This window comes from Microcella sp. (genome assembly GCF_040286215.1).
GTDB lineage: Bacteria > Actinomycetota > Actinomycetes > Actinomycetales > Microbacteriaceae > Microcella.
Genome location: NZ_JAVKCK010000020.1, coordinates 38617 through 65278 on the forward strand (window position 1 = coordinate 38617; position 26662 = coordinate 65278).

35 protein-coding genes are annotated in these 26662 nt (G+C 69.1%); 31 read left to right on the forward strand and 4 right to left on the reverse strand.

Annotated elements, in window-relative coordinates; all coding sequences use genetic code 11:
• Positions 1-3 precede the first annotated feature (3 nt).
• From rplX to RJQ01_RS09775, 17 genes are all read left to right on the forward strand, one after another.
• Positions 4-363 carry a 50S ribosomal protein L24 gene (rplX, locus tag RJQ01_RS09695; RefSeq protein WP_179872986.1) on the forward strand — a complete coding sequence of 120 codons (360 nt, stop codon included), beginning with the start codon at positions 4-6 and terminating at the stop codon, positions 361-363.
• Positions 363-947 (forward strand): 50S ribosomal protein L5, encoded by a 585-nt coding sequence (gene rplE, locus RJQ01_RS09700; RefSeq protein ID WP_350476532.1) that lies wholly within the window; start codon positions 363-365, stop codon positions 945-947. The genes rplX and rplE overlap by 1 nt, the downstream gene beginning before the upstream one ends.
• Positions 948-1042: 95 nt before the next feature.
• Positions 1043-1441 carry a 30S ribosomal protein S8 gene (rpsH, locus tag RJQ01_RS09705; protein WP_152582686.1) on the forward strand — a complete coding sequence of 133 codons (399 nt, stop codon included), beginning with the start codon at positions 1043-1045 and terminating at the stop codon, positions 1439-1441.
• Between the two features lie 6 nt (positions 1442-1447).
• A complete protein-coding gene (gene rplF / locus RJQ01_RS09710) occupies positions 1448-1984 on the forward strand; it encodes a 50S ribosomal protein L6 (RefSeq protein ID WP_350476533.1) in 537 nt (178 codons plus the stop codon).
• A gap of 2 nt (positions 1985-1986) precedes the next feature.
• Complete coding sequence (gene rplR / locus RJQ01_RS09715) at positions 1987-2358, forward strand: 50S ribosomal protein L18 (protein ID WP_152582684.1); 372 nt, start codon at positions 1987-1989, stop codon at positions 2356-2358.
• Complete coding sequence (gene rpsE / locus RJQ01_RS09720; protein ID WP_350476534.1) at positions 2355-3047, forward strand: 30S ribosomal protein S5; 693 nt, start codon at positions 2355-2357, stop codon at positions 3045-3047. The genes rplR and rpsE overlap by 4 nt, the downstream gene beginning before the upstream one ends.
• The gene (rpmD, locus tag RJQ01_RS09725; RefSeq protein WP_350476535.1) at positions 3047-3232 is read left to right on the forward strand and encodes a 50S ribosomal protein L30; all 186 of its coding nucleotides are present in this window, start codon (positions 3047-3049) and stop codon (positions 3230-3232) included. Before rpsE ends, rpmD begins: the two co-directional genes overlap by 1 nt.
• Positions 3232-4023: a 50S ribosomal protein L15 gene (rplO, locus tag RJQ01_RS09730; RefSeq protein ID WP_350476536.1), complete on the forward strand. Its 792-nt coding sequence runs from the start codon at positions 3232-3234 to the stop codon at positions 4021-4023. Before rpmD ends, rplO begins: the two co-directional genes overlap by 1 nt.
• 104 nt (positions 4024-4127) lie before the next feature.
• Positions 4128-5453: a preprotein translocase subunit SecY gene (secY, locus tag RJQ01_RS09735; RefSeq protein ID WP_350476537.1), complete on the forward strand. Its 1326-nt coding sequence runs from the start codon at positions 4128-4130 to the stop codon at positions 5451-5453.
• Entirely contained in the window at positions 5450-6043 is a 594-nt protein-coding gene (locus tag RJQ01_RS09740; protein ID WP_350476538.1) for an adenylate kinase, read from the forward strand. Before secY ends, RJQ01_RS09740 begins: the two co-directional genes overlap by 4 nt.
• 180 nt (positions 6044-6223) lie before the next feature.
• Complete coding sequence (gene infA / locus RJQ01_RS09745) at positions 6224-6445, forward strand: translation initiation factor IF-1 (RefSeq protein ID WP_100823516.1); 222 nt, start codon at positions 6224-6226, stop codon at positions 6443-6445.
• A gap of 80 nt (positions 6446-6525) precedes the next feature.
• Positions 6526-6639, forward strand: a complete 114-nt coding sequence (rpmJ, locus tag RJQ01_RS09750) for a 50S ribosomal protein L36 (RefSeq protein ID WP_152582680.1) — start codon at positions 6526-6528, stop codon at positions 6637-6639.
• A 205-nt stretch (positions 6640-6844) separates the two neighbouring features.
• Positions 6845-7219, forward strand: coding sequence for a 30S ribosomal protein S13 (rpsM, locus tag RJQ01_RS09755; RefSeq protein ID WP_152582679.1), 375 nt, complete (start codon positions 6845-6847; stop codon positions 7217-7219).
• A gap of 51 nt (positions 7220-7270) precedes the next feature.
• Positions 7271-7669, forward strand: coding sequence for a 30S ribosomal protein S11 (gene rpsK / locus RJQ01_RS09760; RefSeq protein WP_350476539.1), 399 nt, complete (start codon positions 7271-7273; stop codon positions 7667-7669).
• Positions 7670-7843: 174 nt separating this feature from the next.
• Complete coding sequence (locus RJQ01_RS09765; protein ID WP_152582678.1) at positions 7844-8839, forward strand: DNA-directed RNA polymerase subunit alpha; 996 nt, start codon at positions 7844-7846, stop codon at positions 8837-8839.
• 54 nt (positions 8840-8893) lie between these two features.
• On the forward strand, positions 8894-9490 hold the full coding sequence (rplQ, locus tag RJQ01_RS09770) for a 50S ribosomal protein L17 (protein WP_350476540.1): 597 nt from the start codon (positions 8894-8896) through the stop codon (positions 9488-9490).
• 62 nt (positions 9491-9552) lie between these two features.
• Entirely contained in the window at positions 9553-10584 is a 1032-nt protein-coding gene (locus RJQ01_RS09775) for a GNAT family N-acetyltransferase (RefSeq protein WP_350476541.1), read from the forward strand.
• Between the two features lie 6 nt (positions 10585-10590).
• Here the strand turns inward: RJQ01_RS09775 and RJQ01_RS09780 are convergent, their stop codons facing one another.
• Positions 10591-12450, reverse strand: coding sequence for an acyltransferase family protein (locus tag RJQ01_RS09780; protein ID WP_350476542.1), 1860 nt, complete (start codon positions 12448-12450; stop codon positions 10591-10593).
• A gap of 86 nt (positions 12451-12536) precedes the next feature.
• Here RJQ01_RS09780 and RJQ01_RS09785 point away from each other — a divergent pair, with 86 nt between their 5' ends.
• From RJQ01_RS09785 to glmM, 4 genes are all read left to right on the forward strand, one after another.
• On the forward strand, positions 12537-13424 hold the full coding sequence (locus RJQ01_RS09785) for a tRNA pseudouridine synthase A (protein ID WP_350476543.1): 888 nt from the start codon (positions 12537-12539) through the stop codon (positions 13422-13424).
• A 153-nt stretch (positions 13425-13577) separates the two neighbouring features.
• Positions 13578-14024, forward strand: coding sequence for a 50S ribosomal protein L13 (rplM, locus tag RJQ01_RS09790; RefSeq protein WP_350476544.1), 447 nt, complete (start codon positions 13578-13580; stop codon positions 14022-14024).
• A gap of 21 nt (positions 14025-14045) precedes the next feature.
• Positions 14046-14564, forward strand: coding sequence for a 30S ribosomal protein S9 (gene rpsI, locus RJQ01_RS09795; protein ID WP_350476545.1), 519 nt, complete (start codon positions 14046-14048; stop codon positions 14562-14564).
• Positions 14565-14589: 25 nt separating this feature from the next.
• Positions 14590-15951, forward strand: a complete 1362-nt coding sequence (glmM, locus tag RJQ01_RS09800; protein WP_350476546.1) for a phosphoglucosamine mutase — start codon at positions 14590-14592, stop codon at positions 15949-15951.
• Positions 15952-15987: 36 nt separating this feature from the next.
• On the opposite strand, the gene RJQ01_RS09805 is transcribed toward glmM, so the two are convergent.
• Together RJQ01_RS09805 and coaA are read right to left on the reverse strand one after the other, a co-directional pair.
• Positions 15988-16779: a methyltransferase domain-containing protein gene (locus tag RJQ01_RS09805; protein WP_350476547.1), complete on the reverse strand. Its 792-nt coding sequence runs from the start codon at positions 16777-16779 to the stop codon at positions 15988-15990.
• Complete coding sequence (coaA, locus tag RJQ01_RS09810) at positions 16779-17723, reverse strand: type I pantothenate kinase (RefSeq protein ID WP_350476548.1); 945 nt, start codon at positions 17721-17723, stop codon at positions 16779-16781. Before coaA ends, RJQ01_RS09805 begins: the two co-directional genes overlap by 1 nt.
• A gap of 45 nt (positions 17724-17768) precedes the next feature.
• Here coaA and glmS point away from each other — a divergent pair, with 45 nt between their 5' ends.
• From glmS to RJQ01_RS09855, 9 genes are all read left to right on the forward strand, one after another.
• Complete coding sequence (gene glmS / locus RJQ01_RS09815) at positions 17769-19619, forward strand: glutamine--fructose-6-phosphate transaminase (isomerizing) (protein ID WP_350476549.1); 1851 nt, start codon at positions 17769-17771, stop codon at positions 19617-19619.
• Positions 19620-19639: 20 nt separating this feature from the next.
• Positions 19640-20023: a holo-ACP synthase gene (locus RJQ01_RS09820; RefSeq protein WP_350476550.1), complete on the forward strand. Its 384-nt coding sequence runs from the start codon at positions 19640-19642 to the stop codon at positions 20021-20023.
• A complete protein-coding gene (alr, locus tag RJQ01_RS09825; protein ID WP_350476551.1) occupies positions 20020-21120 on the forward strand; it encodes an alanine racemase in 1101 nt (366 codons plus the stop codon). Before RJQ01_RS09820 ends, alr begins: the two co-directional genes overlap by 4 nt.
• Positions 21117-21641 carry a tRNA (adenosine(37)-N6)-threonylcarbamoyltransferase complex ATPase subunit type 1 TsaE gene (gene tsaE, locus RJQ01_RS09830; RefSeq protein WP_502885256.1) on the forward strand — a complete coding sequence of 175 codons (525 nt, stop codon included), beginning with the start codon at positions 21117-21119 and terminating at the stop codon, positions 21639-21641. The genes alr and tsaE overlap by 4 nt, the downstream gene beginning before the upstream one ends.
• Entirely contained in the window at positions 21625-22242 is a 618-nt protein-coding gene (tsaB, locus tag RJQ01_RS09835; protein WP_350476552.1) for a tRNA (adenosine(37)-N6)-threonylcarbamoyltransferase complex dimerization subunit type 1 TsaB, read from the forward strand. Before tsaE ends, tsaB begins: the two co-directional genes overlap by 17 nt.
• Entirely contained in the window at positions 22239-22721 is a 483-nt protein-coding gene (gene rimI, locus RJQ01_RS09840; RefSeq protein WP_350476553.1) for a ribosomal protein S18-alanine N-acetyltransferase, read from the forward strand. Before tsaB ends, rimI begins: the two co-directional genes overlap by 4 nt.
• Positions 22718-23761 carry a tRNA (adenosine(37)-N6)-threonylcarbamoyltransferase complex transferase subunit TsaD gene (gene tsaD, locus RJQ01_RS09845; RefSeq protein ID WP_350476554.1) on the forward strand — a complete coding sequence of 348 codons (1044 nt, stop codon included), beginning with the start codon at positions 22718-22720 and terminating at the stop codon, positions 23759-23761. The genes rimI and tsaD overlap by 4 nt, the downstream gene beginning before the upstream one ends.
• A 110-nt stretch (positions 23762-23871) precedes the next feature.
• The gene (locus RJQ01_RS09850; RefSeq protein ID WP_350476555.1) at positions 23872-24180 is read left to right on the forward strand and encodes a DUF4190 domain-containing protein; all 309 of its coding nucleotides are present in this window, start codon (positions 23872-23874) and stop codon (positions 24178-24180) included.
• Between the two features lie 146 nt (positions 24181-24326).
• On the forward strand, positions 24327-24965 hold the full coding sequence (locus RJQ01_RS09855) for a DUF4190 domain-containing protein (protein WP_350476556.1): 639 nt from the start codon (positions 24327-24329) through the stop codon (positions 24963-24965).
• On the opposite strand, the gene RJQ01_RS09860 is transcribed toward RJQ01_RS09855, so the two are convergent.
• Positions 24962-26170 carry a class I SAM-dependent methyltransferase gene (locus tag RJQ01_RS09860; RefSeq protein ID WP_350476557.1) on the reverse strand — a complete coding sequence of 403 codons (1209 nt, stop codon included), beginning with the start codon at positions 26168-26170 and terminating at the stop codon, positions 24962-24964. The genes RJQ01_RS09855 and RJQ01_RS09860 overlap by 4 nt on opposite strands.
• Before the next feature lie 143 nt (positions 26171-26313).
• Between RJQ01_RS09860 and groES the strand changes: the two genes are divergently transcribed.
• Positions 26314-26610: a co-chaperone GroES gene (groES, locus tag RJQ01_RS09865; protein ID WP_152582531.1), complete on the forward strand. Its 297-nt coding sequence runs from the start codon at positions 26314-26316 to the stop codon at positions 26608-26610.
• Positions 26611-26662 lie beyond the last annotated feature (52 nt).

Consider the following 26662-nt stretch of genomic DNA (forward strand, 5'->3'; position numbering starts at 1 on the left):
ACCATGGCCAAGATCAAGAAGGGCGACATCGTCCAGGTGATCAGTGGCGCGACCGAGGACCGCGGCGGAGACCGCGGCAAGCAGGGTCGCGTCATCGAGGTGCTCGCGGAGAAGAACCGCGTCATCGTCGAGGGCGTCAACTACGTCACGAAGCACGTGCGCGTCGGCCAGACGCAGCGCGGCACGAAGACTGGTGGTATCGAGACCTCCGAGGCCTCGATCCACATCTCCAACGTGGCGCTCGTCGACCCCAAGTCCAAGAAGCCGACCCGCGTCGGTTTCCGCGAGGAGACCGTGACGAAGGACGGCGTCAAGAAGACCGTCCGCGTGCGGTACGCCAAGAAGTCAGGTGAGAAGTTCTGATGTCAACCACTGCCCCTGCGCAGGCTGGCACAATCCAGCCGCGCCTCAAGCAGAAGTACCGTGCCGAGATCACCAAGGCGCTGACCGAGGAGTTCGGGTACACCAACCCGCACCAGGTTCCCGGTCTGGTCAAGATCGTCGTGAACACGGGTGTCGGCGAGGCCGCACGCGACAGCAAGGTCATCGACGGTGCGATCAAGGATCTCACCGCGATCACCGGCCAGAAGCCGCAGGTCACGAAGGCCCGCAAGTCGATCGCGCAGTTCAAGCTGCGCGAGGGCATGCCCATCGGCGCCCACGTGACGCTGCGCGGCAATCGTGCCTGGGAGTTCATGGACCGCCTCGTGACGCTCGCGCTGCCGCGCATCCGCGACTTCCGCGGTCTGAGCCCGAAGCAGTTCGACGGCCACGGCAACTACACCTTCGGTCTTCAGGAGCAGAGCGTGTTCCACGAGATCGACCAGGACAAGATCGATCGCGTTCGCGGCTTCGACATCACGATCGTGACCACCGCGAAGACGGACGACGAGGGCCGCGCGCTCCTGCGCGCGCTCGGCTTCCCCTTCGCGAACCCCGCCCAGTAGGGCATCCACCACCGGTCCGATTCGGACCTCGATCGCCCAGGTCGCCACTCGTGTAACGGGTGCGCGAAACCGGGTGAGAAACGGAAGACACCACTATGACGATGACAGATCCGGTCGCAGACATGCTGACCAGACTGCGCAACGCCAACTCGGCGCACCACGACACGGTCTCGCTGCCCGGCAGCAAGCTCAAGTCGCACATCGCTGAGATCCTCAAGCGCGAGGGCTACATCTCGGACTGGGCGGTCGAGGATGCGCGCGTCGGTACGACGCTCACGCTCTCGCTCAAGTACGGACCGAATCGCGAGCGCTCGATCGCGGGCATCAAGCGAGTCTCCAAGCCTGGCCTCCGCGTGTACGCGAAGTCGACCGAGATCCCCAACGTTCTCGGGGGCCTCGGCGTGGCCATCCTGTCGACCTCCTCGGGTCTGCTGACCGACCGCGAGGCGATGAAGAAGGGCGTGGGTGGGGAAGTCCTCGCCTACGTGTGGTGATCTGACATGTCACGAATCGGACGCATGCCTATCGACATCCCCAGCGGTGTCGACGTGAAGATCGACGGCCAGGCCGTCACCGTCAAAGGCCCTAAGGGCGAGCTCGGCCTCACGGTCGCGCAGCCCATCCGGGTCGCGCTCGACGACAATCAGGTCGTCGTGACCCGACCGGACGACGAGCGTGACTCGCGCTCGCTCCACGGCCTCACGCGCACGCTCATCCAAAACCAGATCATCGGTGTGACCCAGGGATACTCCAAGGGTCTCGAGGTGGTCGGCACCGGATACCGCGTGCAGTCGAAGGGCTCCGCGGTCGAGTTCGCCCTCGGCTTCTCGCACTCGATCACGGTCGACCCGCCCGCCGGAATCACCTTCACGGTGGAGGGCAACAACAAGCTCACCGTCAGCGGCATCGACAAGCAGGCCGTTGGCGAAGTCGCGGCCAACATTCGCAAGCTGCGCAAGCCCGAGCCCTACAAGGGCAAGGGTGTGCGCTACGCCGGCGAGGTTGTCCGTCGCAAGGCCGGAAAGGCTGGTAAGTAATCATGGGTCTCGGAACAAGAGGCAAGAGCAAGACGGCCGCCAAAGGCCGTCGTCACGCGAGGCTGCGCAAGCGCGTCACCGGCACGGGGGAGCGCCCCCGTCTCGTCGTGACGCGCTCTGCGCGACACGTCTTCGTGCAGGTCGTCGATGACACGCAGGGTCGCACTCTCGCCAGCGCGTCGACGATGGAGGGCGACCTCCGCACGTTCGACGGAGACAAGACTGCCAAGGCGCGCAAAGTGGGCGAGTTGCTCGCTGAGCGTGCGAAGAAGGCCGGTGTGGAGGCTGTCGTCTTCGACCGGGGCGGCAACCGCTACGCAGGACGCGTCGCGGCGATCGCCGATGGAGCTCGAGAGGGTGGGCTGAGCCTGTGACCGAGAACGCGAAAGACCAGACCGTGGCTGCCGCAGAGGCTCCCGTGGAGACTGCTGCGTCGTCGGAGACCGCGAACGAGCCCCGCGAGGCACGTCGCGGCGGTCGTGAGCGCAACCCCAACCGCGACCGTGGTTCGCGCGACAGCGAGAAGAGCCCCTTCCTCGAGCGCGTCGTGACCATCAACCGTGTCTCCAAGGTTGTCAAGGGCGGTCGTCGCTTCAGCTTCACGGCGCTCGTCGTCGTCGGCGACGGCAACGGCATGGTCGGAGTCGGCTACGGCAAGGCCCGCGAGGTGCCCACCGCGATCTCCAAGGGTGTCGAGGAGGCGAAGAAGAACTTCTTCCGCGTGCCTCGCGTCGCCCAGACGATCCCGCACCCCGTTCAGGGCGAAGCCGCCGCCGGCGTCGTACTGCTGCGCCCGGCCGCTGCCGGAACCGGCGTTATCGCCGGTGGCCCCGTGCGCGCCGTGCTCGAGTGCGCCGGCATCCACGATGTGCTGAGCAAGTCACTCGGTTCGTCGAACACGATCAACATCATCCACGCGACCGTGGCAGCGCTCCAGCAGCTCGAAGAGCCGCGCGCTGTCGCAGCGCGCCGTGGTCTCGACTTCGAGGACGTCGCTCCCGCGCGACTCGTACGCGCGGAGGCCCTCGCGGCCGAGGCGGCAGCCGGAAAGGGCGGTGCCTGATGGCCGCGCAGCTCAAGGTCACTCAGATCAAGTCCGTAATCAGTGAGAAGCAGAACCAGCGAGACACCCTGCGCAGCCTCGGTCTCAAGCGCATCGGCGACAGCGTCGTGCGCGACGACACCCCGGCGAACCGCGGGTACGTCACCAAGGTTGCTCACCTCGTCAAGGTCGAGGAGATTGGCTAATGGCAGAAGACAAGAAGGACGAGGCCGCCACGGCCCCGGCGAAGAAGGCTCCGGCCAAGAAGGCTCCGGCGAAGAAGGCTCCTGCGAAGGCGGACGCCGATAAGGCTCCGGCGACGAAGGCGCCGGCGAAGAAGGCTCCGGCGAAGAAGGCTCCTGCGAAGGCGGACGCCGACAAGGCTCCGGCGAAGAAGGCGCCCGCGAAGAAGGCGCCCGCGAAGGCGGCCGCTGAGAAGGCTCCGGCAGCGAAGAAGTCGTCCGCCGCCGCCGACAAGCCTGCCGAAACTTCCGCGACGGCGAGCAAGGCGCCCGCGAAGAAGGCGCCTGCGAAGAAGGAGTCATCCGACGTCGCACGCGCTCAGGTGCTCAAGGTGCACCACCTTCGCCCCGCGCCGGGCTCCAAGAAGGAGCGCACGCGTGTGGGTCGCGGTGAGGGTTCGAAGGGCAAGACGGCCGGTCGTGGCACTAAGGGCACGAAGGCTCGCTACTCCGTGCGCCCGGGCTTCGAAGGCGGAAACCTGAACTTCGTGATGCGGCAGCCCAAACTGCGTGGCTTCACGAACCCGTTCCGCGTCGAGTACCAGGTCGTGAACCTGGAGAAGCTCGCCGAGCTCTACCCTCAGGGCGGCGAGGTCACCGTGGGTGACCTGGTCGCGAAGGGTGCCGTGCGCAAGAACGAGAAGGTCAAGGTTCTGGGCTCCGGCGACATTGCGGTTAAGCTCACTGTGGCAGTCGACAAGGTCTCCCGCTCTGCTGAGCAGAAGATCGTCGCCGCTGGCGGTTCCATCACGTAGCCGCTCGGGTGGCCTCTCGGGGCCACCCGCCACCGGCCCGAACGGGCCACAGCACCTCCCGCCGCCGGGCAGGGGATGCTCAAGTCGTTACTACGGGAGGTCTCGTGTTCAGAGCAATCGGGCGGATCTTCCGCACGCCGGACCTGCGCCGGAAGATCGGTTTCACGCTCGGAATCGTCGCGCTCTTCCGTCTGGGTTCCTTCATCCCCGCGCCGTTCGTCGACTACCAGAACGTGCAACTGTGCCTGGCGGGCAACGAGGGAGCAACCGGCCTCTATCAGCTCGTCAACCTGTTCAGCGGCGGGGCGCTCCTGCAGCTGTCGATCTTCGCGCTCGGCATCATGCCGTACATCACCGCGTCGATCATCACGCAGCTGCTGCGCGTGGTCATCCCCCACTTTGACACCCTCCACAAGGAGGGGCAGGCCGGCCAGGCGAAGCTCACGCAGTACACGCGCTACATGACCATCGCGCTCGCCGTTCTGCAGTCGACGACCCTCATCACCGTCGCTCGAGCGGGAGCCCTCTTCCCGACCACCAGCGGCGTCGCCGAGTGCAGCCAGCTCATCACGAACGACGCCTGGTACGCGATCCTCCTCATGGTCATCACGATGACCGCGGGCACCGGCCTGATCATGTGGCTGGGCGAGCTCGTGACCGAGCGCGGCATCGGCAACGGAATGTCGCTGCTCATCTTCGTCTCGATCGCGGCTACGTTCCCCTCGGCCCTCTGGTCCATCGCCATCACCTCTGGCTTCGAGATCTTCCTGCTCGTCCTCGCCCTCGGCATCCTCGTCATGGGCGCCGTCGTGTTCGTCGAGCAGTCTCAGCGCCGCATCCCGGTTCAGTACGCCAAGCGCATGGTCGGGCGGCGCACCTTCGGTGGCAACAACACGTACATCCCCATCAAGGTGAACATGGCCGGTGTCGTGCCCGTCATCTTCGCGTCGTCGCTGCTGTACCTTCCCGCACTCATCGCGCAGTTCAACCAGCCGGCGGCGGGGGAGACTGCCCCGGAGTGGGTCGTCTGGATTCAGAACAACCTCGTCTCCGGCGACAACTGGATCTACATGGTCGTGTACTTCCTGCTCATCGTCGGGTTCACCTACTTCTATGTCGCGATCACCTTCAACCCCGAAGAGGTCGCCGACAACATGAAGAAGTACGGCGGCTTCATTCCCGGCATCCGAGCAGGCCGACCGACCGCGGAGTACCTCGACTATGTCCTCACGCGGGTGACGCTGCCCGGCTCGCTGTACCTCGGCCTCGTGGCACTCATCCCGCTCCTGGCCTTCGCCTCTGTGGGAGCCAACCAGAACTTCCCGTTCGGCGGAGCGAGCATCCTGATCATCGTTGGCGTCGGCCTCGAGACGGTGAAGCAGATCGATGCGCAGCTGCAGCAGCGTCACTACGAGGGCCTGCTGCGATGAGCGAAGCACGACTACTCCTCATCGGTCCTCCCGGGGCCGGTAAGGGCACACAGGCTCGCGCCCTCTCTGATGCGCTCGGTGTTCCGGCCATCTCTACCGGCGATATCTTCCGCGACAATGTGCGCAACGAGACGGAGCTGGGGCGTCAGGCCAAGGCGTACATGGACGCGGGCGACAACGTGCCGGATACCCTCACGAACGACCTCGTGCGCGACCGGCTCGCCCACAAGGACTGCGCGCGAGGCTTTCTGCTCGACGGATACCCTCGCACGACCGACCAGGTTCGGGCGCTCGACGAGTTCCTCGCTGGTCAGGGCACGTCGATGGACGCCGTCATCGAACTGGTCGCAGATCCCGACATCGTGGTGGAGCGGCTCCGCAAGCGCGCACTCGACCAGGGCAGGACGGATGATGACGAGTCCGTTGTGCGGCACCGTCTCACGGTGTACCGAGAGCAGACGGCTCCGCTCATCGACGTGTACGCGCAGCGCGGTCTTCTGAGCAAGGTCGACGGCATCGGAGAAATCGATCAGGTGACCGAGCGTATCCGCGCCGCCCTGGAAGAGCGCGGCATTCGCGTGCCTGCGTGATCGGTACAGCTCGACTTGCCCCAGGGGTGCCCTATCACCTAAGCTAAATCTTTGGTGCTTTCGGCACGCCTCCGGCGTGTCCACCGCCTCTCGTACGCCGTGCAGGCGGGCGTCAACAGGGCTGAGCACCATGATCCGCACGACCAGTTCGACATTCCCACACTGAGCGACGAAGAGGCTATGGCCAACAAAGACGGTGTCATCGAGATCGAAGGCTCGGTGGTCGAAGCGCTGCCCAACGCGATGTTCCGCGTTGAGTTGAGCAACGGCCACAAGGTTCTCGCCCACATTTCGGGCAAGATGCGCCAGCACTACATCCGCATCCTCCCGGAGGATCGCGTGATCGTGGAGCTGAGCCCTTACGACCTGACCCGCGGCCGGATCGTCTACCGCTACAAGTAACCGGAATCGTCGAGCCGGATAAGGAACGGCCCGAGAATCCACTCGGCGCACGAGGCCAGCGAACAAGAGAGACACGCACCATGAAGGTCAACCCCAGCGTCAAGCCCATTTGCGACAAGTGCAAGGTGATCCGTCGTCACGGCAACGTGATGGTCATCTGCGACAACCCCCGGCACAAGCAACGTCAAGGCTGACGCCTCGACGCCCCGTGCGCGACCCTGCGGTCCTGAGGTAAACCGAGCAAGCTCGGCTCACCGACAGCGCCAGGGCTCTCGGGACGACAACTCAATACGAACAGCAGGCAGTTCCAGAACCCGCGAGAGCGGCGGACACCCAGGGTGAGAGGCCTTGGCACCGGGATTGCTCCACACCTCTCACGAATCCCCTGAAGGAGCCATCATGGCCCGTCTTGCCGGAGTCGACATTCCTCGCGACAAGCGCGTGGAAGTCGCCCTTACCTACATCTATGGCGTCGGCCGTACTCGCGCGACGCAGACGCTCGCGGAGACCGGTATCGACCGCAACATCCGTGTCAAGGACCTCACCGACGATCAGCTCGTCGCACTGCGCGATCACATCGAAGGCACGTACAAGGTCGAGGGCGACCTCCGCCGCGAGGTCGCCGCTGACATCCGCCGCAAGGTGGAGATCGGCTCGTACGAGGGCATCCGCCACCGCCGCGGCCTGCCCGTGCGCGGCCAGCGCACCAAGACCAATGCGCGCACCCGCAAGGGCCCCAAGCGCACCGTCGCCGGCAAGAAGAAGGCCCGATAGTCGCCGGGCCCGCCCCCGACTATCGATTCGACCTCGTTTTAGGAGAACACCATGGCAGCACCGAAGTCGGCCGTTCGTAAGCCGCGTCGCAAAGAGAAGAAGAGCATCGCCGTGGGCCAGGCCCACATCAAGTCCACCTTCAACAACACGATCGTGTCGATCACCGACCCGAGCGGCGCTGTCGTCAGCTGGGCGTCGTCAGGGCAGGTCGGCTTCAAGGGTTCGCGCAAGTCAACGCCCTTCGCCGCGCAACTCGCCGCCGAATCCGCCGCGCGTCAGGCGCAGGAGCACGGCATGAAGAAGGTCGACGTTTTCGTGAAGGGCCCCGGCTCGGGTCGCGAGACTGCGATTCGATCGCTGCAGGCCGCTGGCCTCGAGGTCGGCTCGATCAGCGATGTCACCCCGCAAGCGCACAACGGGTGCCGCCCGCCGAAGCGCCGCCGCGTGTAGTTTTTCGGCCTCAGCACCGACCCGGGCACGGCTCGCGTCGGCGCTGAGGCCACCGTGATGCGATGCATCGCGTCCCGTTCCACCGCGCTCCATAACTCAACACACACGACGGGCCAGCCACCCGTCGCGCCACAAGTGTCATATGGCGGACACTTTGCCGAAAGGAATCCCATAGTGCTCATCGCACAGCGTCCCACCCTCACCGAGGAGAGCGTCTCCGACTTCCGCTCGCGGTTCATGATCGAACCGCTGGAGCCCGGCTTCGGGTACACGCTCGGAAACTCGATGCGCCGAACCCTCCTCTCATCCATCCCCGGCGCCGCCGTCACGAGCATTCGCATCGACGGCGTGCTGCACGAGTTCAGCACGATCGCGGGGGTCAAGGAGGATGTCACCGAGATCATCCTCAACATCAAGAACCTCGTGGTCTCGAGCGAGCACGACGAGCCCATCACCGCCTACCTGCGCAAGCAGGGCGCCGGGGAGGTCACGGCTGCGGACATCTCCGCGCCTGCCGGTGTCGAGATCCACAACCCCGAGCTCGTCATCGCGACCCTCAACGACAGCGCCAAGTTCGAGCTGGAGCTGACGATCGAGCGGGGCCGTGGTTACGTGAGCGCCACGCAGAACCGCAGCGAGTTCAGCGAGGCCGGACAGATCCCGATCGACTCGATCTACTCGCCCGTGCTCAAGGTGACCTACCGCGTCGAGGCCACGCGCGCGGGTGAGCGCACCGACTTCGATCGCCTCGTCGTGGATGTCGAGACCAAGTCGGCCATCACGCCGCGCGACGCGATCGCGTCGGCGGGTCGCACGCTCGTAGAGCTGTTCGGCCTGGCCCGCGAGCTGAACACGCAGGCCGAGGGCATCGAGATCGGCCCCGCGCCGGTCGACGCCGTGCTCTCCACCGAGCTGAGCATGCCCATCGAAGACCTCGATCTCTCGGTGCGCAGCTACAACTGCCTCAAGCGCGAGGGCATCAACACGGTGAGCGAGCTCGTCGCCCTCTCGGAGACGCAGCTCATGAACATCCGCAACTTCGGGCAGAAGTCCGTCGACGAGGTCAAGGACAAGCTCGTCGAGATGGGACTCTCGCTCAAGGACGCCGTCCCCGGCTTCGACGGCGCGCACTTCTACGGCGGCTTCGACGACGACGAGCAGTCGAGCTAGGCGCGCGCGTCGCACTCGCCCCCGCACCGTCACTGATACGAAAGAACAGACATCATGCCTCAGCCCACCAAGGGTCCCCGCCTCGGAGGAGGCCCCGCACACGAGCGGCTGCTCCTCGCCAACCTGGCGACCGCACTCTTCACCCACAAGCGCATCACGACGACGGAGACGAAGGCCAAGCGCCTGCGCCCCCTCGCGGAGCGCCTCATCACCTTCGCCAAGCGAGGCGACCTGCATGCGCGTCGCCGCGTCATGACGGTGATTCGCGACAAGAGCGCGGTGCACGAGCTCTTCACGGAGATCGCACCCCTCGTGGCCGAGCGCGAGGGCGGATACACGCGCATCACGAAGACCGGCTATCGGAAGGGCGACAACGCACCGATGGCGGTCATCGAGCTCGTTCTGGAGCCGGTGAACCCCAAGCCGAAGAGCGCCAAGAAGTCGGCCGCCGCCGCGCCCGCCCAGCCCGAGGCGACGGAGCCCGAGGCCGACGCCGTGGACGCTCCGGAGGCGGACGCCGTCGAGAGCGGCTCCGAGAGCCCGGCGGAGGACGCTCCCGCGTCGACCGAGGACGGATCGACCGCGGACGCGGCGACCGACGAGGCGTCCACGGTCGAAGCGTCGAGCGACCAGGCTGACGACACCAAGTAGCATCAGCTACCCGGCATCACGGCCCCCGCACCCGACGGTGCGGGGGCCGTACTCTTGTGCCCGTGACCGATCGCGAGCGCACTCCTCTGCGCGACAGGGTGCAGGCGCCCACGTCGCTGTCGTTGCCCGCGCATTCGGCCGGCTATCGATGGCGCACCCTCGCGCCCGACGATGCCCCGCTGCTGACCGGCATCGCGGAGCGCATGAGCGCGCGCGACCACCCGACCTGGAGCGAGTCGCTCGAAGAGATGGAGGAGGAACTCGAACGGTCGTGGTTCGAGCCCTCGACCGATGGCGTGCTGTGCCTCGATACCGATGGCGTGGCGGTCGCCTACGGGCTCGTCAGCATGCCGCCCGACCCCGAGTCGATCGTGCGGGTGACACTCGCCGGCGGTGTGGACCCGGCGCACCGATCCAGGGGTCTCGGCCGGCGTCTGCTCGCCTGGCAGCACGATCGGGCTCGCCAGATGCTCGCCTCCTGCGACCTCGCTCTCCCCGCCTGGGTGATGAGCTACGCGCCGGACGCCGCGCCCGAGCACGGTGCCCTCCTGCAGCGCGCGGGTTTCGAGCCGGCTCGCTACTTCACGACGCTCGAATGCGACACCTCTGCCGCTCGCCCAGCATCGGCGCTGCCGGAGGGAGTCGTCGTCGTCGACTTCACCGCAGAACTCAGCGAGTCGGTGCGACGTGCCAAGAACACGGCGTTCGCCGACCACTGGGGCAGCCAGCCCACAGGCGCCGAGCAATGGCGCTCGATGATCGATCTGCCCACCTTCCGCCCCGACCTCAGCCGCATCGCCCTCGTCGACGACGACGTGGTCGGGTTCGTGACGACGGAGGTCAACGAAGAGGACTGGGCTCGCCACGGGCACAGCTCGGGCTACATCGGCCTTGTCGGAACCGTGCGACCCTGGCGTCGACGCGGGCTCGCGAGCGCGCTCCTCAGCCAGGTGATGGCGGCCTACGCGCGCGAGGGCCTCGAGCGAGCGGTGCTCGATGTGGACGCCGCCAGCCCGACCGGCGCCCTCGGCGTGTACACGGCGCTCGGCTTCACCGCGACGGCACGCGACACCGTCTACCGCCGGGCCTACTGAGCCTTCCTAGCGAGGGCGGAAGAGCCCGGGGTTCTCGTCGTAGTCGACCATCGGGGGCAGGTCGGCGATGCGTTGAAGCGCGGCCGTCAGAGTGTCGGTGTACAGCTGACCGCCGGTCGGGCCGGGGTGGACCTGATCCGGCGCGAGCAGCGAGAGCCGGGTGCTGATCGCCGCGCGCCAGTCGCTCAGTTCGACGAGGCGGTACGCGCGTGCGAAATCGTCGAGATGGGCGTTGACGCCCTGCGTCCACCCTCGCGGCGCCTGCGCACTGACGAGCACAAGCGTTCGGTCCGGGCCGAGAAGCGCCCGCACCTCGTGGAGCGTCTCCGGGTCGATCGGGCCGTTCGTGCCCAGTCCGAGGACGACGGTGTCGCGCAGACGGCCCGACTCCACGAGCGCGCGCACGATCTGCGGCGCCTGACGCATCTGCCGCGATACGACCGCGTCGATCGCGATACCGGGGAACCGCTCCTGGAGCTGCGGCGCGGCCGCGAGCATGACCGAGTCGCCGATCGCCGTGATCTCGTCGCCCGAGGGCAGCACGCCGACCGCTGCCGACTCCGGCTCCTCGACCCGTGGCACGGGGCGATCGGCGCGTCGCTGCGACTCTTCGAGAGCCAGCTGACCGGCGGCGATGAGCTCGGCCGCCTGGGAGCGGGACGGTGCCTGCGCGACGGCCACGCTGCCGGAGGCCAGGAGCGCGAGTGCGCCCACGGCGGCGACGGCGCGCAGAAGCCCCGGCGGGCGCGACAGTGTGCCTTGGCGAAACGGTGACTCCACGAGCCGATAGGTCGCCGAGGCCAGCAGAAGCGAGCCTGCGAGCGCGATCACTCCGAGCAACCAGGTCTCGCTGAGGCTCGCGCGGTCGAGCTCGGGCAGTCGTGCCTGGAGCAGCACGATGAGGGGCCAGTGCCAGAGGTACAGGCCGTACGACCTCTCGCCGATCCAGCGCGGGAGCGGTGCATCCAGCGCCACCGGCAGTCGGCTCCCCGGCCGGTCGGCAGCAGCGATGACCGCCAAGGTCAGAAGGACGGCGATGACCAGCCCCCCGCGGTACGTCGCCGCGCCATCGATCGTGAGCGCCAGCGAGAGACCGACGAGGCCGAGACCGGCGACGGCTCCGAGTGCATCCGTGAGCCCACGCCCGCGGGCGGAGACCGCGACGGACCTCGCGTGCCGGGCCCGCACGAGGGCGAGAGCGGCACCGCCCGCGAGCCCGAAACCATGCGTGAGGGTCGAGAAGTAGGCCGCCGAGGCCGCCGTCGTGCCCAAGGCGGGATCGCCGGCGACGAGCGCCATACCGGCGGCCGACGCCATCGCGAGCACGCTCACGAGCGCGATGCGGATGCTCGGACGGGGAATCGCGAGCAGCGCGAGCAGCACGAGCGGCCAGAGAAGGTAGAACTGCTCCTCCACGGCGAGCGACCACAGGTGTCTCAGGAGTTCGGGGCTCGTCTGCGTGAGGTAGTCCGCCCCCGTCGCGATCGACAGCCAGTTGTAGCTGAACGTCAGCGCCCCGGCGAGCTGCCAGCCGATACCCACGAGGACATCGCCGCCGATGAGCGCAGCGAGTCCCGCGCAGACGGTGACGACGAGGAGGAGAGCGGGCAGCAGCCGCCGCGCCCGCCGAACCCAGAAGCGGCGCAGGGCGAGGCGGCCGGAGCGTCGATGCTCCTCGAGCAGGAGCGTCGTGATGAGGTAGCCGCTCACGACGAGGAACACGTCGACGCCGAGGAAGCCGCCGGGCGCGAGGCCGGGGAAGAGGTGGTACGCCAGCACAAGCACGATGGCGAGCGCCCGGAGGCCGTCCAGGCCCGGCAGGCGTCGCGCATCCGGGCTATCGACCGCTCGCGGTGTCTGGAACATGCTCCCCCCGAATCGCCGTCGACTCCCCATCGAGCCGTCGGGCGAGCCGGTGCCGGCCCACGACCACCATCGTAGGATGGTGCGCCGTGAACACTGTGCGCCTGAGGCTCGATCTCTCCTACGACGGCGCGGAGTTCTCCGGCTGGAGCCGGCAGCCCGGGCTGCGTACCGTCGAGGGCGAGCTGGGTGCCGCGCTCGCGACGATCCTGCGCCGAGGAGCAGACCCCGCGGATGCCCCGAGGGTCACCGTCGCGGGTCGCACGGATGCCGGGGTGCATGCGCTCGGGCAGGTCGCGCATCTGGAACTGTCGCCGGAAGAGTGGCAGGCGATCGCCTCACGTGATCGCCGACGCGGCCAGAAGGACGACGGGCCCGAGGCCTCCCTGCGCCGACGGGTGAACGGCATCGCGGGCCGCCGCGGAGATCTCGTCGTGCGCGAAGCGACCCGCGCACCCACTGGTTTCGATGCGCGGTTCTCCGCTCTGTGGCGTCGATACGAGTACCGTCTCGCAGACCGCCGGGGGCCCCGTGATCCCCGGCGGCGCGGCCACACGCTGTGGGTTGACGAGGCTCTCGATCTCGCTGCGATGGACTCTGCGAGCCGGGCACTCACGGGGCTGCACGACTTCGCGGCCTTCTGCAAGGCGCGCGAGGGGGCCACGACGATCCGCACCCTGCTGGACTACTTCTGGACCCGCGACGACGAGGGCGTGCTCATCGGCCACGTGCGTGCTGACGCGTTCTGCCACTCGATGGTGCGCGCCCTCGTGGGGGCGGCGATCGCGGTCGGCGCGGGCCGCCTCGACCAGGATGCTCTGCTCGCTGTCCTCGACGGTGCGCGTCGCACGGGTGCGGCCCCCGTCGTCGGCGCGCAGGGGCTCACCCTCGTCGAGGTGGGCTACCCGCCCGACGCGGAGCTGGCGGCCCGCGCAGAGCTGACCCGCGCCCGACGGGACCCTCTCCTCTCAGATTGACCGGCAGGCCCTGGGCGGGTAGGCTCTCCCCTTGGTGTCCGTCGCCGACGGGCAACCAGTTGAGCCCTCCACCGAGGCGTTCCTCCGCGATCTGCGAGACGGAACTCCCACCGGAGTGGGATTCGCGAACACCTCGACCAGAAAGTACGCACTGTGACGCGCACCTTCAGCCCCAAGCCCGCTGACATCCAGCGCGACTGGGTCGTCATCGACGCAACCGATGTCGTCCTCGGCCGCCTCGCCAGCCACGCCGCCGTCCTCCTGCGCGGCAAGCACAAGCCGACCTTCGCCCAGCACATGGACATGGGCGACTTCGTCATCATCATCAACGCCGAGAAGGTCGCCCTCACGGGTGCGAAGCTCGAGCAGAAGATGGCGTACCGCCACTCCGGCTACCCGGGCGGCCTCACGGCCACCTCCTACTCGGAGATGCTCGAGAAGAACCCTGCGCGCACTGTCGAGAAGGCGATCCGCGGCATGCTGCCGAAGAACTCGCTGGGCCGGGCGCAGATCAAGAAGCTCAAGGTCTACGCGGGTGCCGAGCACCCCCACGCTGCGCAGCAGCCGAAGACCTACACCCTCGACCAGGTCGCTCAGTAGCGGCCGCCGACGCTAAGGACAATGAGCAACGTGGCAGACGTGACGAACAGCGACAACACGAGCACCGACGAGGCGACGGACGCCGCCCCCTCGAGCTACTCGACCGAGTCGACCGCGCCCGCAGCGGAGACCGCGCCCCGCGCGATCCTCTCCGTGTCGGGCGCGGCAGTGGGCCGCCGCAAGCAGGCGATCGCCCGCGTGCGCATCGCACCCGGCGCCGGCACCTACGTGGTGAACGGCCGCACCCTCGAGGAGTACTTCCCCAACAAGCTGCACCAGCAGCTCATCAACGACCCCTTCACCGTGCTGCAGCTGGGTGGCGCCTACGACGTCACCGCGCGCATCACCGGTGGTGGACCCTCGGGCCAGGCCGGCGCGTTGCGTCTCGCCATCGCGCGGGCGCTCAACGAGATCGACCGCGAGAACAACCGGGCGACCCTCAAGAAGGCCGGCTTCCTCACCCGTGACGCTCGCGTCATCGAGCGCAAGAAGGCCGGTCTCAAGAAGGCGCGCAAGGCTCCGCAGTACTCGAAGCGCTAGTCGCCCCGAGTCTCGGACCACCCACATGGGTCGCCTTTTCGGAACGGACGGGGTTCGAGGGCTGGCCAACGGTGATCTCACCGCTGACCTGGCCCTCGGCCTCTCCCAAGCGGCAGCCCGCGTGCTCACGCAGGGCAGGCACGCCGATGAGTTGCGCGCGCAGGGAAAGCGACCGACGGCGATCGTCGCGCGCGATCCGCGCGTGTCTGGCGAGTTCCTGACGGCCGCCGTGTCGGCGGGGCTCGCGAGTTCGGGCATCGACGTGCTCGACGCGGGTGTCATTCCCACGCCTGCCGCCGCGTTCCTGGTGGGCGACATTCGCGCTGACTTCGGCGTCATGATCTCGGCCTCGCACAACCCGGCGCCCGACAACGGCATCAAATTCTTCTCCTTCGGCGGCACCAAGCTGCCCGACGAGGTGGAGGACCGCATCGAGAGGGCGCTCTCGGGCGAAAAGCTCGCGCCCACCGGCGACGCGGTGGGGCGCATCCGGCGCTTCGCGGACGCCGAGGACCGCTATCTGCTGCACCTTCTGCGCACGCTGGATGCCCGGCTCGACGGCCTCCACATCGTCATCGATTGCGCGCACGGCGCCGCGGCGGGCATCTCACCGCAGGTCTTCAGCGACGCGGGAGCCTCGGTGAGCGTCATCGGCTCGGACCCCGACGGCCTCAACATCAACGACGGCGTCGGCTCGACCCACCTCGAGCCCCTGCGCCAGGCCGTGCTCGAGCAGCGTGCCGACTTCGGCATCGCCCACGACGGGGACGCTGACCGCTGCCTCGCCGTCGACGCGGATGGGCGGGTGATCGACGGCGACCAGATCATGGCGATCCTCGCGGTCTCCCTGCAGCGCCGCGGCCTGCTCGCGCACAGCACCCTCGTGACGACCGTCATGAGCAACCTCGGCCTTGCGCGCGCCATGGCCGAGCACGGCATCACCGTCATCCAGACCAAAGTCGGCGATCGGTACGTGCTCGAGGCACTGGCGGAACACGGGCTCAGCCTCGGCGGCGAGCAGTCTGGCCACATCATCTTCCAGGAGCATGCGACGACTGGCGACGGCATCCTGACGGGCCTGCAGCTCGCCGCCGAGATGTCGCGCACCGGGCGCACGCTCGCCGAACTGGCCGACGTCATGACGGTGTTCCCGCAGGTGCTCATCAACGTGCGCGGTGTCGACCGCAGTCGAGTGCACGACAGTGCGGCCCTCTCCGAGGCGGTCGCCGCCGAGGAGGCGCTGCTCGGGGAGAGCGGCCGCGTGCTGCTGCGCGCGAGCGGCACCGAGCCGATGGTGCGCGTCATGGTCGAGGCGGCTGACCAGGAGACTGCACAGGCTGTCGCCGAGAGGCTCGCCGCCGTCGTGTCCGCGGAGCTCGCGGTCTAGCACTCCGTCGGCCAGCCCGACGGGCGTGCGGCCCGCTCACACCGTGGCGAGCAGCTCCGTGTGGGTCATCGTGAAGAAGCCGCGGTCGTCTGCCGCCCACGCGCTCCAGGCGTCACTGATGCTCTGCAGCTCGCGAGCGGTGGCGTGACCGCCGCCCACGGCGTCGGTCGCGAACCGGGAGTGGAGTGCGCGCTGCGCCCACGCCCCGCCCCACCAGGCGCGCTGCTGCGCTGTGCTGAACGCCCAGGCAGACGCCGTGACCTGCGATGCGGAGAGCCCAGCCTCGAGCGCCCAGCTCGTGAGGTGCCGCCCCGCGTCGGGCTCGCCGCCATTGGCGCGGTGGACGCGGCGGACGAGGTCGAGCCACAGCTCGAGCTCCGGGAGGAGCGGGAACCACGTCGTCGCGGAGTAGTCCACTTCGCGCGCGGCTACGACGCCGCCTCGGCGTGCGACACGAGCCATCTCGCGCAGCATGCCCACCGGATCCTTCACGTGCTGCAGGGTCTGATGGGTGTGCACGATGTCGAATGAGCCATCGTCGAACGGAAGGCCGTACGCGTCGCCGAGGACGAATTCCGCCGTCGTCGTCAGCTCGCCGGCAGCAGCGAGAGCATCCGGAGCGGAGTCCACGCCGACCACTCGCCCCGGCGAGAGGCGGTCGGCGAACTCCGCGGTGATCGTCCCCGGCCCGCAGCCGACATCGAGAAGCGAGCGTCCCGACCGCAGGTGCGGCTCGAGGTAGAGGGCCGAGTTCGCGATCGTGCGCCAGCGGTGCGCGGCGAGCACGCTCTCGTGGTGGCCGTGGGTGTAGGTCTCGGAGTCAGCCATCAAATCTTCCTGAGGAGAACGGTCGATACGGTGTGGTCGCGCTCCTTGCGCAGCACCAGAGACGCCCGTGCGCGTGTCGGCAGGATGTTCTCGACGAGGTTCGGCTCGTTGATCTCGCGCCAGATCTCCCGCGCCTTGGCAATGGCTTCCTCCCGCGAGAGGGCGGCGTAGCGGTGGAAGTAGCTGCGCGGATCGGCGAAGGCGCCCCGCTGAAGAGCCAGAAAGCGGTCCTCGTACCATTGGGCGATATCGCTGGTGCGGGCGTCCACGTAGACGGTGAAGTCGAACAGGTCGCTCACGGCGAGACTCGCGCCAGGGCCGGGGGGCTGGAGCACATTGAGACCCTCAACTATGAGGATGTCGGGACGGCGCACGATGATCTCGGCGTCGGGCACGCGATCGTACGTCAGGTGCGAGTACACCGGCGCACGCACCTCCTCGACACCCGACTTGATGCGGGAGACGAATCGGAGGAGAGCGCGCCGATCGTACGACTCCGGGAACCCTTTGCGGTGCAGGATGCCCCGGCGAGCGAGTTCGGCGGTCGGGAGCAGAAACCCGTCCGTCGTCACGCGCTCCACTCGCGGGGTGTCGTCCCAGCGGGAGAGCAGCTCGCGCAGAAGCCGGGCGATCGTCGACTTGCCCACCGCGACAGAGCCGGCCACGCCGATGACGAAGGGCGTGCTGCGCCCGGCCTGGCCGAGGAAGCTGCGCGTGGCGGAGTGCAGATCGCGGGCACCTGCCGCATACAGATTGAGCAGACGGCTCAGCGGAACGTACACCTCGGCCACTTCGCGCAGATCGAGAGCGTCGCCGAGTCCGCGCAGCTGCATGAGCTCTTGCTCGGTGAGGGGCTGGGGGGTGGCGGGGGCGAGCGCCGCCCACCGTCGGCGATCGATCTCGACGAAGGGACTGGTCTCGCGCGCTGCGCTCGCCTCGGGCATCAGCACCACGTTACTCCCGTCGATGGAGCCCTAGAATCGACAGTCATGTGTGGAATCGTGGGATACGTCGGCCCTCGGGGCAGCGTCGAGGTGCTGCTCGGCGGCCTGAAGCGCCTGGAGTACCGCGGCTACGACTCTGCCGGCGTCGCCGTCATCGACGGGCGCGGTGCGCTGGGCACCCGCAAGCACGCGGGCAAGCTGCGCGTGCTCACCGACGATCTTGCGGCGACACCTCTCGCAGACGGCAACACCGGTATCGGTCACACCCGGTGGGCCACCCACGGCGGGCCCACCGACGAGAATGCTCACCCGCACCTCGGGGACGACGGTCAGCTCGCGCTCATCCACAATGGCATCATCGAGAACTTCGCTCCCCTCAAGGAGGAACTGCTCGCGCGCGGCCACGAGTTCCATAGCGAGACCGACTCCGAGGTCGCCGCCCTGATGGTGGGAGACGCCTACCGCGACTTCGGCGACCTGACGGCCGCGATGCTGCACGTCGTGGGTCGCCTTGAGGGCGCCTTCACGCTCCTCGCCGTGCACGCTGGCGAACCCGGCGTGGTCGTGGGCGCTCGCCGCAATTCTCCGCTCGTGATCGGCCTCGGTGAGGGAGAGAACTTCCTGGGCTCTGACGTCGCCGCATTCGTCGAGCACACGCGCCGAGCCATGGAGATCGGGCAGGACCAGCTCGTCACGATCCGACCGAACAGCGTCGAGGTCGTCGGGTTCGACGGCGCTCCGGTGACGCCGATGACGTTCGAGGTGGACTGGGACGCGACGGCGGCTGAGAAGGGCGGCTGGTCGAGCTTCATGGCGAAGGAGATCAGCGAGGAGCCTGAGGCGATCGCCAAGACGATCCTCGGCCGCGTGAGCGACGGCCTGGTCCGCATTCCCGAACTGGATGCTCTGGGCGACGATGCTCTGCGCGAGATCGATCGCGTGCTCATCATCGCGTGCGGCACGGCCGCCTACGCCGGCCTCGTGGGCAAGTACGCGATCGAGCAGTGGGCTCGGGTGCCGGTCGACGTCGAGCTGGCGCACGAGTTCCGTTACCGCGACCCCGTCCTCTCGCCCTCGACCCTCGTCATCTCGGTCAGCCAGTCGGGCGAGACGATGGATACGCTCATGGCCGTGAAGTTCGCGCGCGAGGCGGGAGCGCGCACTCTGTCGATCTGCAACACGCAGGGCGCGACGATCCCGCGCGAGTCAGACGCGGTCGTCCACACGCATGCCGGGCCGGAGGTCGCGGTCGCCTCGACGAAAGCCTTCGTGGCGCAGATCACCGCCCTGTACCTCGTCGGGCTTCAGCTCGCGCAGGTGCGGGGCGCGCTCGGCGATGATGCGGTACGCGATCTGGTGGGAGAGCTGCAGGAGGTGCCGGAGAAGCTCGCGAGAGTGCTCCAGGTGGGGGATCGCATCCGGGAGCTCGCGCACTGGATGGCAGACACGCGCTCGGTGCTCTTCCTCGGGCGCCACGTCGGCTACCCGGTGGCCCTCGAGGGCGCCCTCAAGCTCAAGGAGCTCGCCTACATCCACGCGGAGGGCTTCGCGGCGGGTGAGCTCAAGCATGGTCCGATCGCGCTCATCGAGCCCGGGCAGGTCGTGTTCGTGATCGTGCCGAGCCCGCGCGACGAGCGGTCGTTGCACGCGAAGGTCGTCTCGAACATCCAGGAGATCCGGGCACGCGGGGCGCGCGTCATCGCGATCGCGGAGGAGGGTGACGTCGCCGTGCTGCCGTACGCGGACGAGGTCATCCGCATTCCTCTCGCTTCGCCGTTCTTCGAGCCGCTTCTCGCGGTCGTGCCGCTGCACATTTTCGGTATGGAGCTCGCGGCGGCCAAGGGTCTCGACGTGGACCAGCCGCGCAACCTCGCCAAGTCGGTGACGGTCGAGTAACCGATGCCGCGGATGCGCTCGTGATCGTCGGAATCGGTGTCGACGTCGTCGACCTCGCCCGTTTCGAGCGAGCCGTCGGCCGCACCCCCGGCCTGGTCGATCGGCTCTTCGCACCCGCCGAGCGTGGCCTTCCGTTGCGCTCGCTCGCGGGCCGTTTCGCCGCGAAGGAGGCGCTGCTCAAGGCGCTGGGGGCGACGGACGGCGTGCGGTGGCACGACATGCAGGTCGTCACCGACGGGGAGGGAAACCCCGACCTGCGGCTGAGCGGCCGTGCCGCGCAGATCGCCGCCAATCGCGGCATCGTGCACCTGCACGTGTCGATGTCGCACGACGCCGGTGTGGCCACCGCCTTCGTCATCGCGGAGTCGGGCCGCCCTGCCCCCACGATGGGCGGCGCCGCGTGACGCGCCCCTTCCGCGAGGCCCGCATCGATGTCGGTGCGATCGCTCGCAATACCGAGCGGATGCGGCGCGCGGCGCCGACACCCCACTTCATGGCCGTCGTCAAGGCCGACGGCTACGGCCACGGTGCCGTGCGGGCGGCGCGCGCGGCGCTCGAAGCGGGGGCCGACCACCTCGGGGTGGCCGACATCGTGGAGGCGCTCGAGCTGCGGGCGGCCGGTATCGACGCGCCCGTGCTGGCCTGGTTGCACGATCCGCACGCGGACCTCGATGCGGCGGCGGAGGCCGGGATCGAGCTGGGGGTGAGCTCGCTCGCCGAGGTGTCGCGCGTCGCCGCGGTCGGGCATCGCGCCGTCGTGCATGTCAAGGTCGACACGGGTCTGAGCCGCAACGGAGCTCCAGCCGCGCAGTGGGGCGCCGTCGCCGATGCGGTCGCTCGGGAGCAGGCCGCCGGCACCCTGCGTCTCGGAGGCGTCTTCACGCACCTGTCGAACACGACGGCGGAGGAGGACCGCGCGCAGCTCGTGGCGTTCGAGGAGTTCCTGGATGCGGTGCGCGCTGCCGGCCTCGAGCCCGGGCTGCGCCACGTCGCCGCCTCGGCGGCCGCTCTCGACCACCCTGCCGCGCGCTACGACATGGTTCGCGTCGGCATCGCGCTCTACGGAGTCGCGCCGGAGGAGCATCTGCGCGGCACTCTCGCCTTGCAGCCGGCATTGGAGCTCAGTGCGCGTGTCGTGAACGTCAAGCGGGTTCCCGCAGGCTCCGGAGTCTCCTACGGATACCACTACCGCACCGAGCGGCCGACGACTCTCGCCCTCGTGCCTCTCGGCTACGCGGACGGCGTGCCGCGCCACGCCGTCGACGGGCCGGTGGTGATCGAGGGTCGACGCCACCGCGTTGTGGGCCGCATCGCGATGGATCAGTGCGTCGTCGAGGTCGGCGATGCGGAGGTCTCGGCGGGCGACAGGGCTGTGCTGTTCGGCGACCCCGCGACGGGGGCTCCCGCGCCCGAGGAGTGGGCCGACGCGGCGGGCACGATCGGCTATGAGCTCGTCACCCGTCTGGGGCGGCGGGTGACGCGCACCGAGGTGCGCACGTGAGCGGCCCGGAGCACCTGACGGTCGGCGACCCGGAGGTCATGGAGCAGCTTGGTGCGCGCATCGCCGGGCAGCTGCTGGCGGGCGATGTCGTGCTGCTCACGGGCGAGCTCGGGGCGGGCAAGACGACGCTCACGCGCGGCCTCGGCGCCGCCCTCGGAGTGCGGGGGACGGTGACGAGCCCGACGTTCGTGCTCGCCCGCACGCATCCGCGCGCTGACGGTCCGCCGCTCATCCACGTCGACGCGTATCGTCTGGCGGATGCGCGCGAGCTGGATGACCTCGACCTGGACTTCGCGGCGAGCGTGACGGTCGTCGAATGGGGCGCAGGCCTGCTCGAGCACGCCATCGACGAGTGGCTCACGGTGACGATCGAGAGGCCGCGCGGAGCCGGAACCGGCCAGGCAGGCTCCGCGGCGATACCCGACCCTTCCCTCGAGCCCGTCGAACCTCGCAGGGTGACGATCGAGGGAGTCGGTGCGCGCTGGGCCGACCTAGGCTGGGTGCATGATTCTGGCGATTGACACCTCGGCGGGCACGTCGGTGGCGTTGCTCGCCGAGGACGGCGCGGTCATCGCCGAGCGCTCGACCTTCGACACGCGTCGGCATGCGGAGCTGATCGGTCCGTTCCTCGCCGAGGTGCTCGCCGCGGCTCTCGACGTGCGCGGCTCCCTGACGGCGGTGGTGGCGGGCATCGGCCCCGGCCCCTTCACGGGCCTGCGGGTCGGTCTCGCGGCGGCACGCGTTCTGGCGCTCGGCCTCGGCATCCCCGTGCTCGGCGTGCCGAGCCACGAGGCGGTCGCCCTGCGCCTGCTCGTCGCGGGCGAGGTCGCTGGCCGCTTCGCCATCGTGACGGATGCGCGCCGCCGCGAGGTGGCGGTGACGGTGTACCGCGCCGCGCTGCCGCTGCCGGAGGAGGCCGTGCCGGCCCACCTCGTCGAGCGCCTCGCCTACGCTCCCGAGCCGGGGCTCACCGTGCACGAGGTCACGGAGATCCCCGCCGTCTGGCTCGCGCGCGCCGCGCAGGCACGCATCGCCACGGGTGCGTCCTTCCCCGAGGCGTCGCCCCTGTACCTCCGTGCCCCTGATGTGACCCTCGCGGCGCCCAAGCGGGTGTCGACATGACCGCGGTGCTCGCGAACGGTTCGCCGGGCATCCGGCTGCGGGAGGCGCAGTTCGCCGATCTGGACACGATCATGCAGCTCGAGCGCGCGACCTTTCCGACCGACGCGTGGAGCAGAGACGTCATGGCGGCCGAGCTCGCCTCGCCGCACACCGTCTACCTCGTTGCCGAGTCGGGAGACGACATCGTCGCCTACGCCGGGCTCAGCGCGGCCCTGCACGCCGACCAGGCCGACCTGCAGACGATCGCGGTCGACCCGACGCACCGGCGGCTCGGTGTCGGCACCGTGCTCGTGCAGCACCTGCTCGCGCTCGCCCGCGGCCGCGGCGCGCAGGAGATGCTGCTCGAGGTGCGCGCCGACAACCCCGGCGCAGTCGCACTCTACGAGCGGCACGGCTTCGCGCGCATCGCCGTACGGCCCCGCTACTACCAACCCGATGACGTGGACGCGATCGTCATGCGCGCAGAGCTGACATCGTGAGCCTCGTGCTCGGCATCGAGACGAGCTGCGACGAGACCGGCATCGGAATCGTGCGCGGCTCGACCCTGCTGGCGAACGTCATCTCGTCGTCCATGGAGGAGCACGCCCGCTACGGCGGCGTCGTGCCGGAGGTCGCGGCACGGGCGCATCTCGAGGCGATCGAGCCGGCGATCAGAGCCGCGCTCGCCGACGCGGGTGTGACCCTCGCCGACCTGGATGCGATCGCGGTCACCAGCGGGCCGGGACTCGCCGGCGCCCTCATGGTCGGCGTGGGCGCCGCGAAGGCCCTCGCCCTCGCGCTCGACCGCCCCCTGTACGCCGTGAACCACCTCGTCGGGCACGTCGGCGCCGACGTGCTGCGCGAGGACGGCACGGCGCTCGAGCTGCCGACCGTCGCGCTGCTCGTCTCGGGCGGCCACACGAGCCTTCTCCTCGTGCGCGACCTCACGAGCGACGTCGAGCTTCTGGGCGAGACGATCGACGACGCCGCGGGGGAGGCGTTCGACAAGGTGGCCCGCCTGCTGGGCCTTCCGTATCCGGGCGGCCCGCACATCGACCGCGTCGCCACGGACGGCGACCCGACGGCGATCCGCTTCCCCCGAGGCCTCACTCTGCCGAAGGATCTCGAAAGGCACCGCTACGACTTCTCGTTCTCGGGGCTCAAGACCGCGGTCGCGCGGCACGTCGAGCGCGCGCGGGACGCCGGCGAGGATGTGCCCGTGGCGGACGTCGCGGCGAGCTTCCGCGAAGCGGTGGCCGACGTGCTCACGGCCAAGGCCGTCGCCGCCTGTCAGGATCTCGGCGTGCCGCGCCTCCTGCTCGGCGGGGGAGTGGTTGCCAACGCTCGCGTGCGCGCGCTCGCCGAGGAGCGCGCGGCCGCCGCGGGCGTGAGCCTGCGCATACCGCCCCTCGCGCTGTGCACCGACAACGGGGCCATGATCGCCGCGCTGGGCGCCCAGCTGATCGCCGCGGGCCGGCCGCCGTCGGCGCTGGAGGTGAGCGCCGACTCCACTCTGCCGGTCACGCGCATTCAGGCGTAGGGATGCTCGAGGCGGCTGCGCCGCGCCCGCGCGAGCGTTGACACCCTCTCGGCGCACTGGAAGCATGGAGTTGCCCACCCCGGTTTCGCCTCGACATCACTAGGAGCACCATGACTGACGCACCTCCTCCCGCCGCCGAGCCCTCGTCGACCCCGTACTCGTCGGCCCCGCAGCAGAAGACCAACACGCTGGCGATCGTCGCGCTCATCCTGGGAATCCTCATTCCCATCGCCGGCATCGTCGTTGGTCACATCTCGCTCAGCCAGATCAAGAAGACCGGTGAGAACGGCCGCGGCCTCGCGCTCACGGGCACGATTCTCGGCTACGTCTTCAGCTTCCTCTGGATTCTGTTCTGGGTCTTCGCCGTCATCCTGCCGCTCGTGCTCTTCGGCAGCGCAGTCAGCTACAGCACCTTCTAGAGCCGTCGACCAGGGGCCCGTCCGCGTCATTGCGGGCGGGCCCGTCTCGTCTCGGCGCCGCACGACGCGTGCCGCCGGGCCTCCCGGTCGCCACCGATGGTCGGTAGGCTGAGAGCATCCGCCATCCGTACGAGCGAGGACACCGCATGGCCAGCACCGACATTCCCAACCCAGCAGCCGGCGAGGGAGTGGGCGACGAGCCCATCGCTCCCGCGAAGAAGCCCGCTGCGAAGAAGCCTGCCGCAAAGAAGCCGGCTGCGAAGAAGCCCGCCGCGAAGCCTGCTGCGACGAAGCCGGCGGCCGCGAAGCCTGCTGCGAAGAAGCCGGCGGCCGCGAAGCCGGCGGCCGTTCCGCCTCCCCCGCCGCCCGCCCCCGTCGAAGCCGCCCCAGCAGCGACTCCGCCACCCGCGGGCCCTTCTGCGCCCGCCCAGCAGCCGTATGCAGCCCAGCAGCCGTACGCGGCGCAGCAGCCGTACGCGGCGCAGCAGCCCTATGCTGCCGCGCCCGCCGGCCCCGCGTCGACGCTCAGCATCCTCGCACTGATCGGCGGCATCGTGGGCCTTCTGCTGTCGTTCGTCGGCTTCGGTCTGCTTCCCGCCCTCGCGGGCGTCATCCTCGGGCATCTGGGCCTCAAGCGCGAGCCGCACGCCCGCGGTATGGCGATCGCCGGCCTCGTGACGGGCTACATCGGGCTGGCCGTCTCGATCCTCTGGGGCATCTTCTGGATCGGCATCTTCCTCCTGCCCCTCCTGTTCATCCCGGCGGCGACGCTCAGCGGCTTCTAGCCGCTGCTCGTCGGGAGCGGCGGCACGTCAGCACGCTCGGCGAGCAGGGCGACCCGGTCGCCTGCGACGCGGGTAAGGATGAGCACAGCGGCGCGTTCCCCACGCAGCTGCAGTTTCGGTCGTAGCGCGGCCGGGTCTACATCGACTCCGCGCTTCTTGATCTCCAGCACGCCGATGTCGCGCGCGGCCAGCTCGCGCCGCAGCACCCGCACGTCGAGCGGCCAGCGCTCGACGACCCGGAAGGCGCGGGCGAAGGGGGTCGGAGAGAGCTGGTCGCCGGTGATGTAGGCGATGGTCGAGTCGAGCATCCTTCCCCCCAGGCGGCCCGCGAGTAGGCCGATGAGCCGGGCGCGGATGACGGCGCCGTCCGGCTCGTAGATCCACTCGCCCAGCGCCCCCGCGGCGACGTCATCGCTGTCGTGCTCAGCGATCAGCTCGTGCGCGCTGTCGTCAGCGCCCAGCACGAGCGCCGCCCGCCGGATGCCGGGGCGGGCGAGGCTGCCGCTCCACAGCACGAGTTCGACGACGTCGCCGCCGAGGGAGACCCACTGCGCCTCGCCGCTGCTGGGCAGCAACGAGCGGTCCATTCCCGGCCCGAGTTTGATGCCCGCCGGTCGTCGCTCAGCGAGGTCGAGTGCGGTGTCGAGGCGCGGCGCCCAGTCTCCGGGGTCGGCGAGACGACGGGCGCCCTCGCGCCGTGCGGGATCCAGCCAGATGCCGTCGACACCATCCAGGTCGACAGCCGTCGCGTCGCCATGCTCGACGCGAGCACCGGGCCACGGCGCCAGGTTGTACGCGGCGAGCGCTGCGGTGACCTCATCGCGCTCCACCGCGGTCACGCGAAGGTCGAGCGCGGCCATCGCCATCGCATCCCCGCCGATGCCGCAGCCCAGATCGGCGACGTGCGTGAGCTCGGCCGCCGCGAATCGACCAGCGTGCAGCGCCGCGACCCGCAGCCGGGTGGCCTGCTCGAGACCGACCTCGGTGAAGAGCATCCGCTCGGCGAACGGCCCGAATTTCGCGGCGGCCCGGCGGCGCAGACGATACTGCGACAGCACGGCCGAGACGCGGCCAGCGGGATGCCCGTCCCGACGCAGTCGGCCCACGAGTCGCACGACGTCGTCGGTCGAGGTGCTCGGCTCGAGCGCGTCGAGCAGCGCGAGCGCCTCCGGCGTCAGCAGTTCCCGTAGCTCGGCGATCTCCATGGCAGCGATCCTCCCACCCTTGCGCACGGAGAGCGTTGGCACTCGGATTGCATGAGTGCTAACTCCTTGGGTACAGTGGTGCTGGCACTCGCAGGGCGAGTGTGCCAACTCCCTCATCGTCTTTAGGAAAGAAGAGGTCAACCGTGTCGGTCTCCATCAAGCCGCTCGAAGATCGCATCGTCATCAAGCAGGTCGAGGCGGAGCAGACCACTGCTTCCGGTCTCGTGATCCCGGACACCGCCAAGGAGAAGCCCCAGGAGGGCGAGGTCGTGGCGGTCGGCCCCGGCCGCATCGACGACAACGGCAACCGCGTGCCCATCGACGTCTCCGTCGGCGACCGCGTGCTGTACTCGAAGTACGGCGGCACCGAGGTCAAGTACGACGGCGACGAGCTGCTCGTGCTCTCGGCTCGCGACGTGCTCGCCGTGGTGGTCCGCTAACGCGGAACGTTCGTCAGACGGGACCCCCGGCGCGCGACAGCACGCCGGGGGT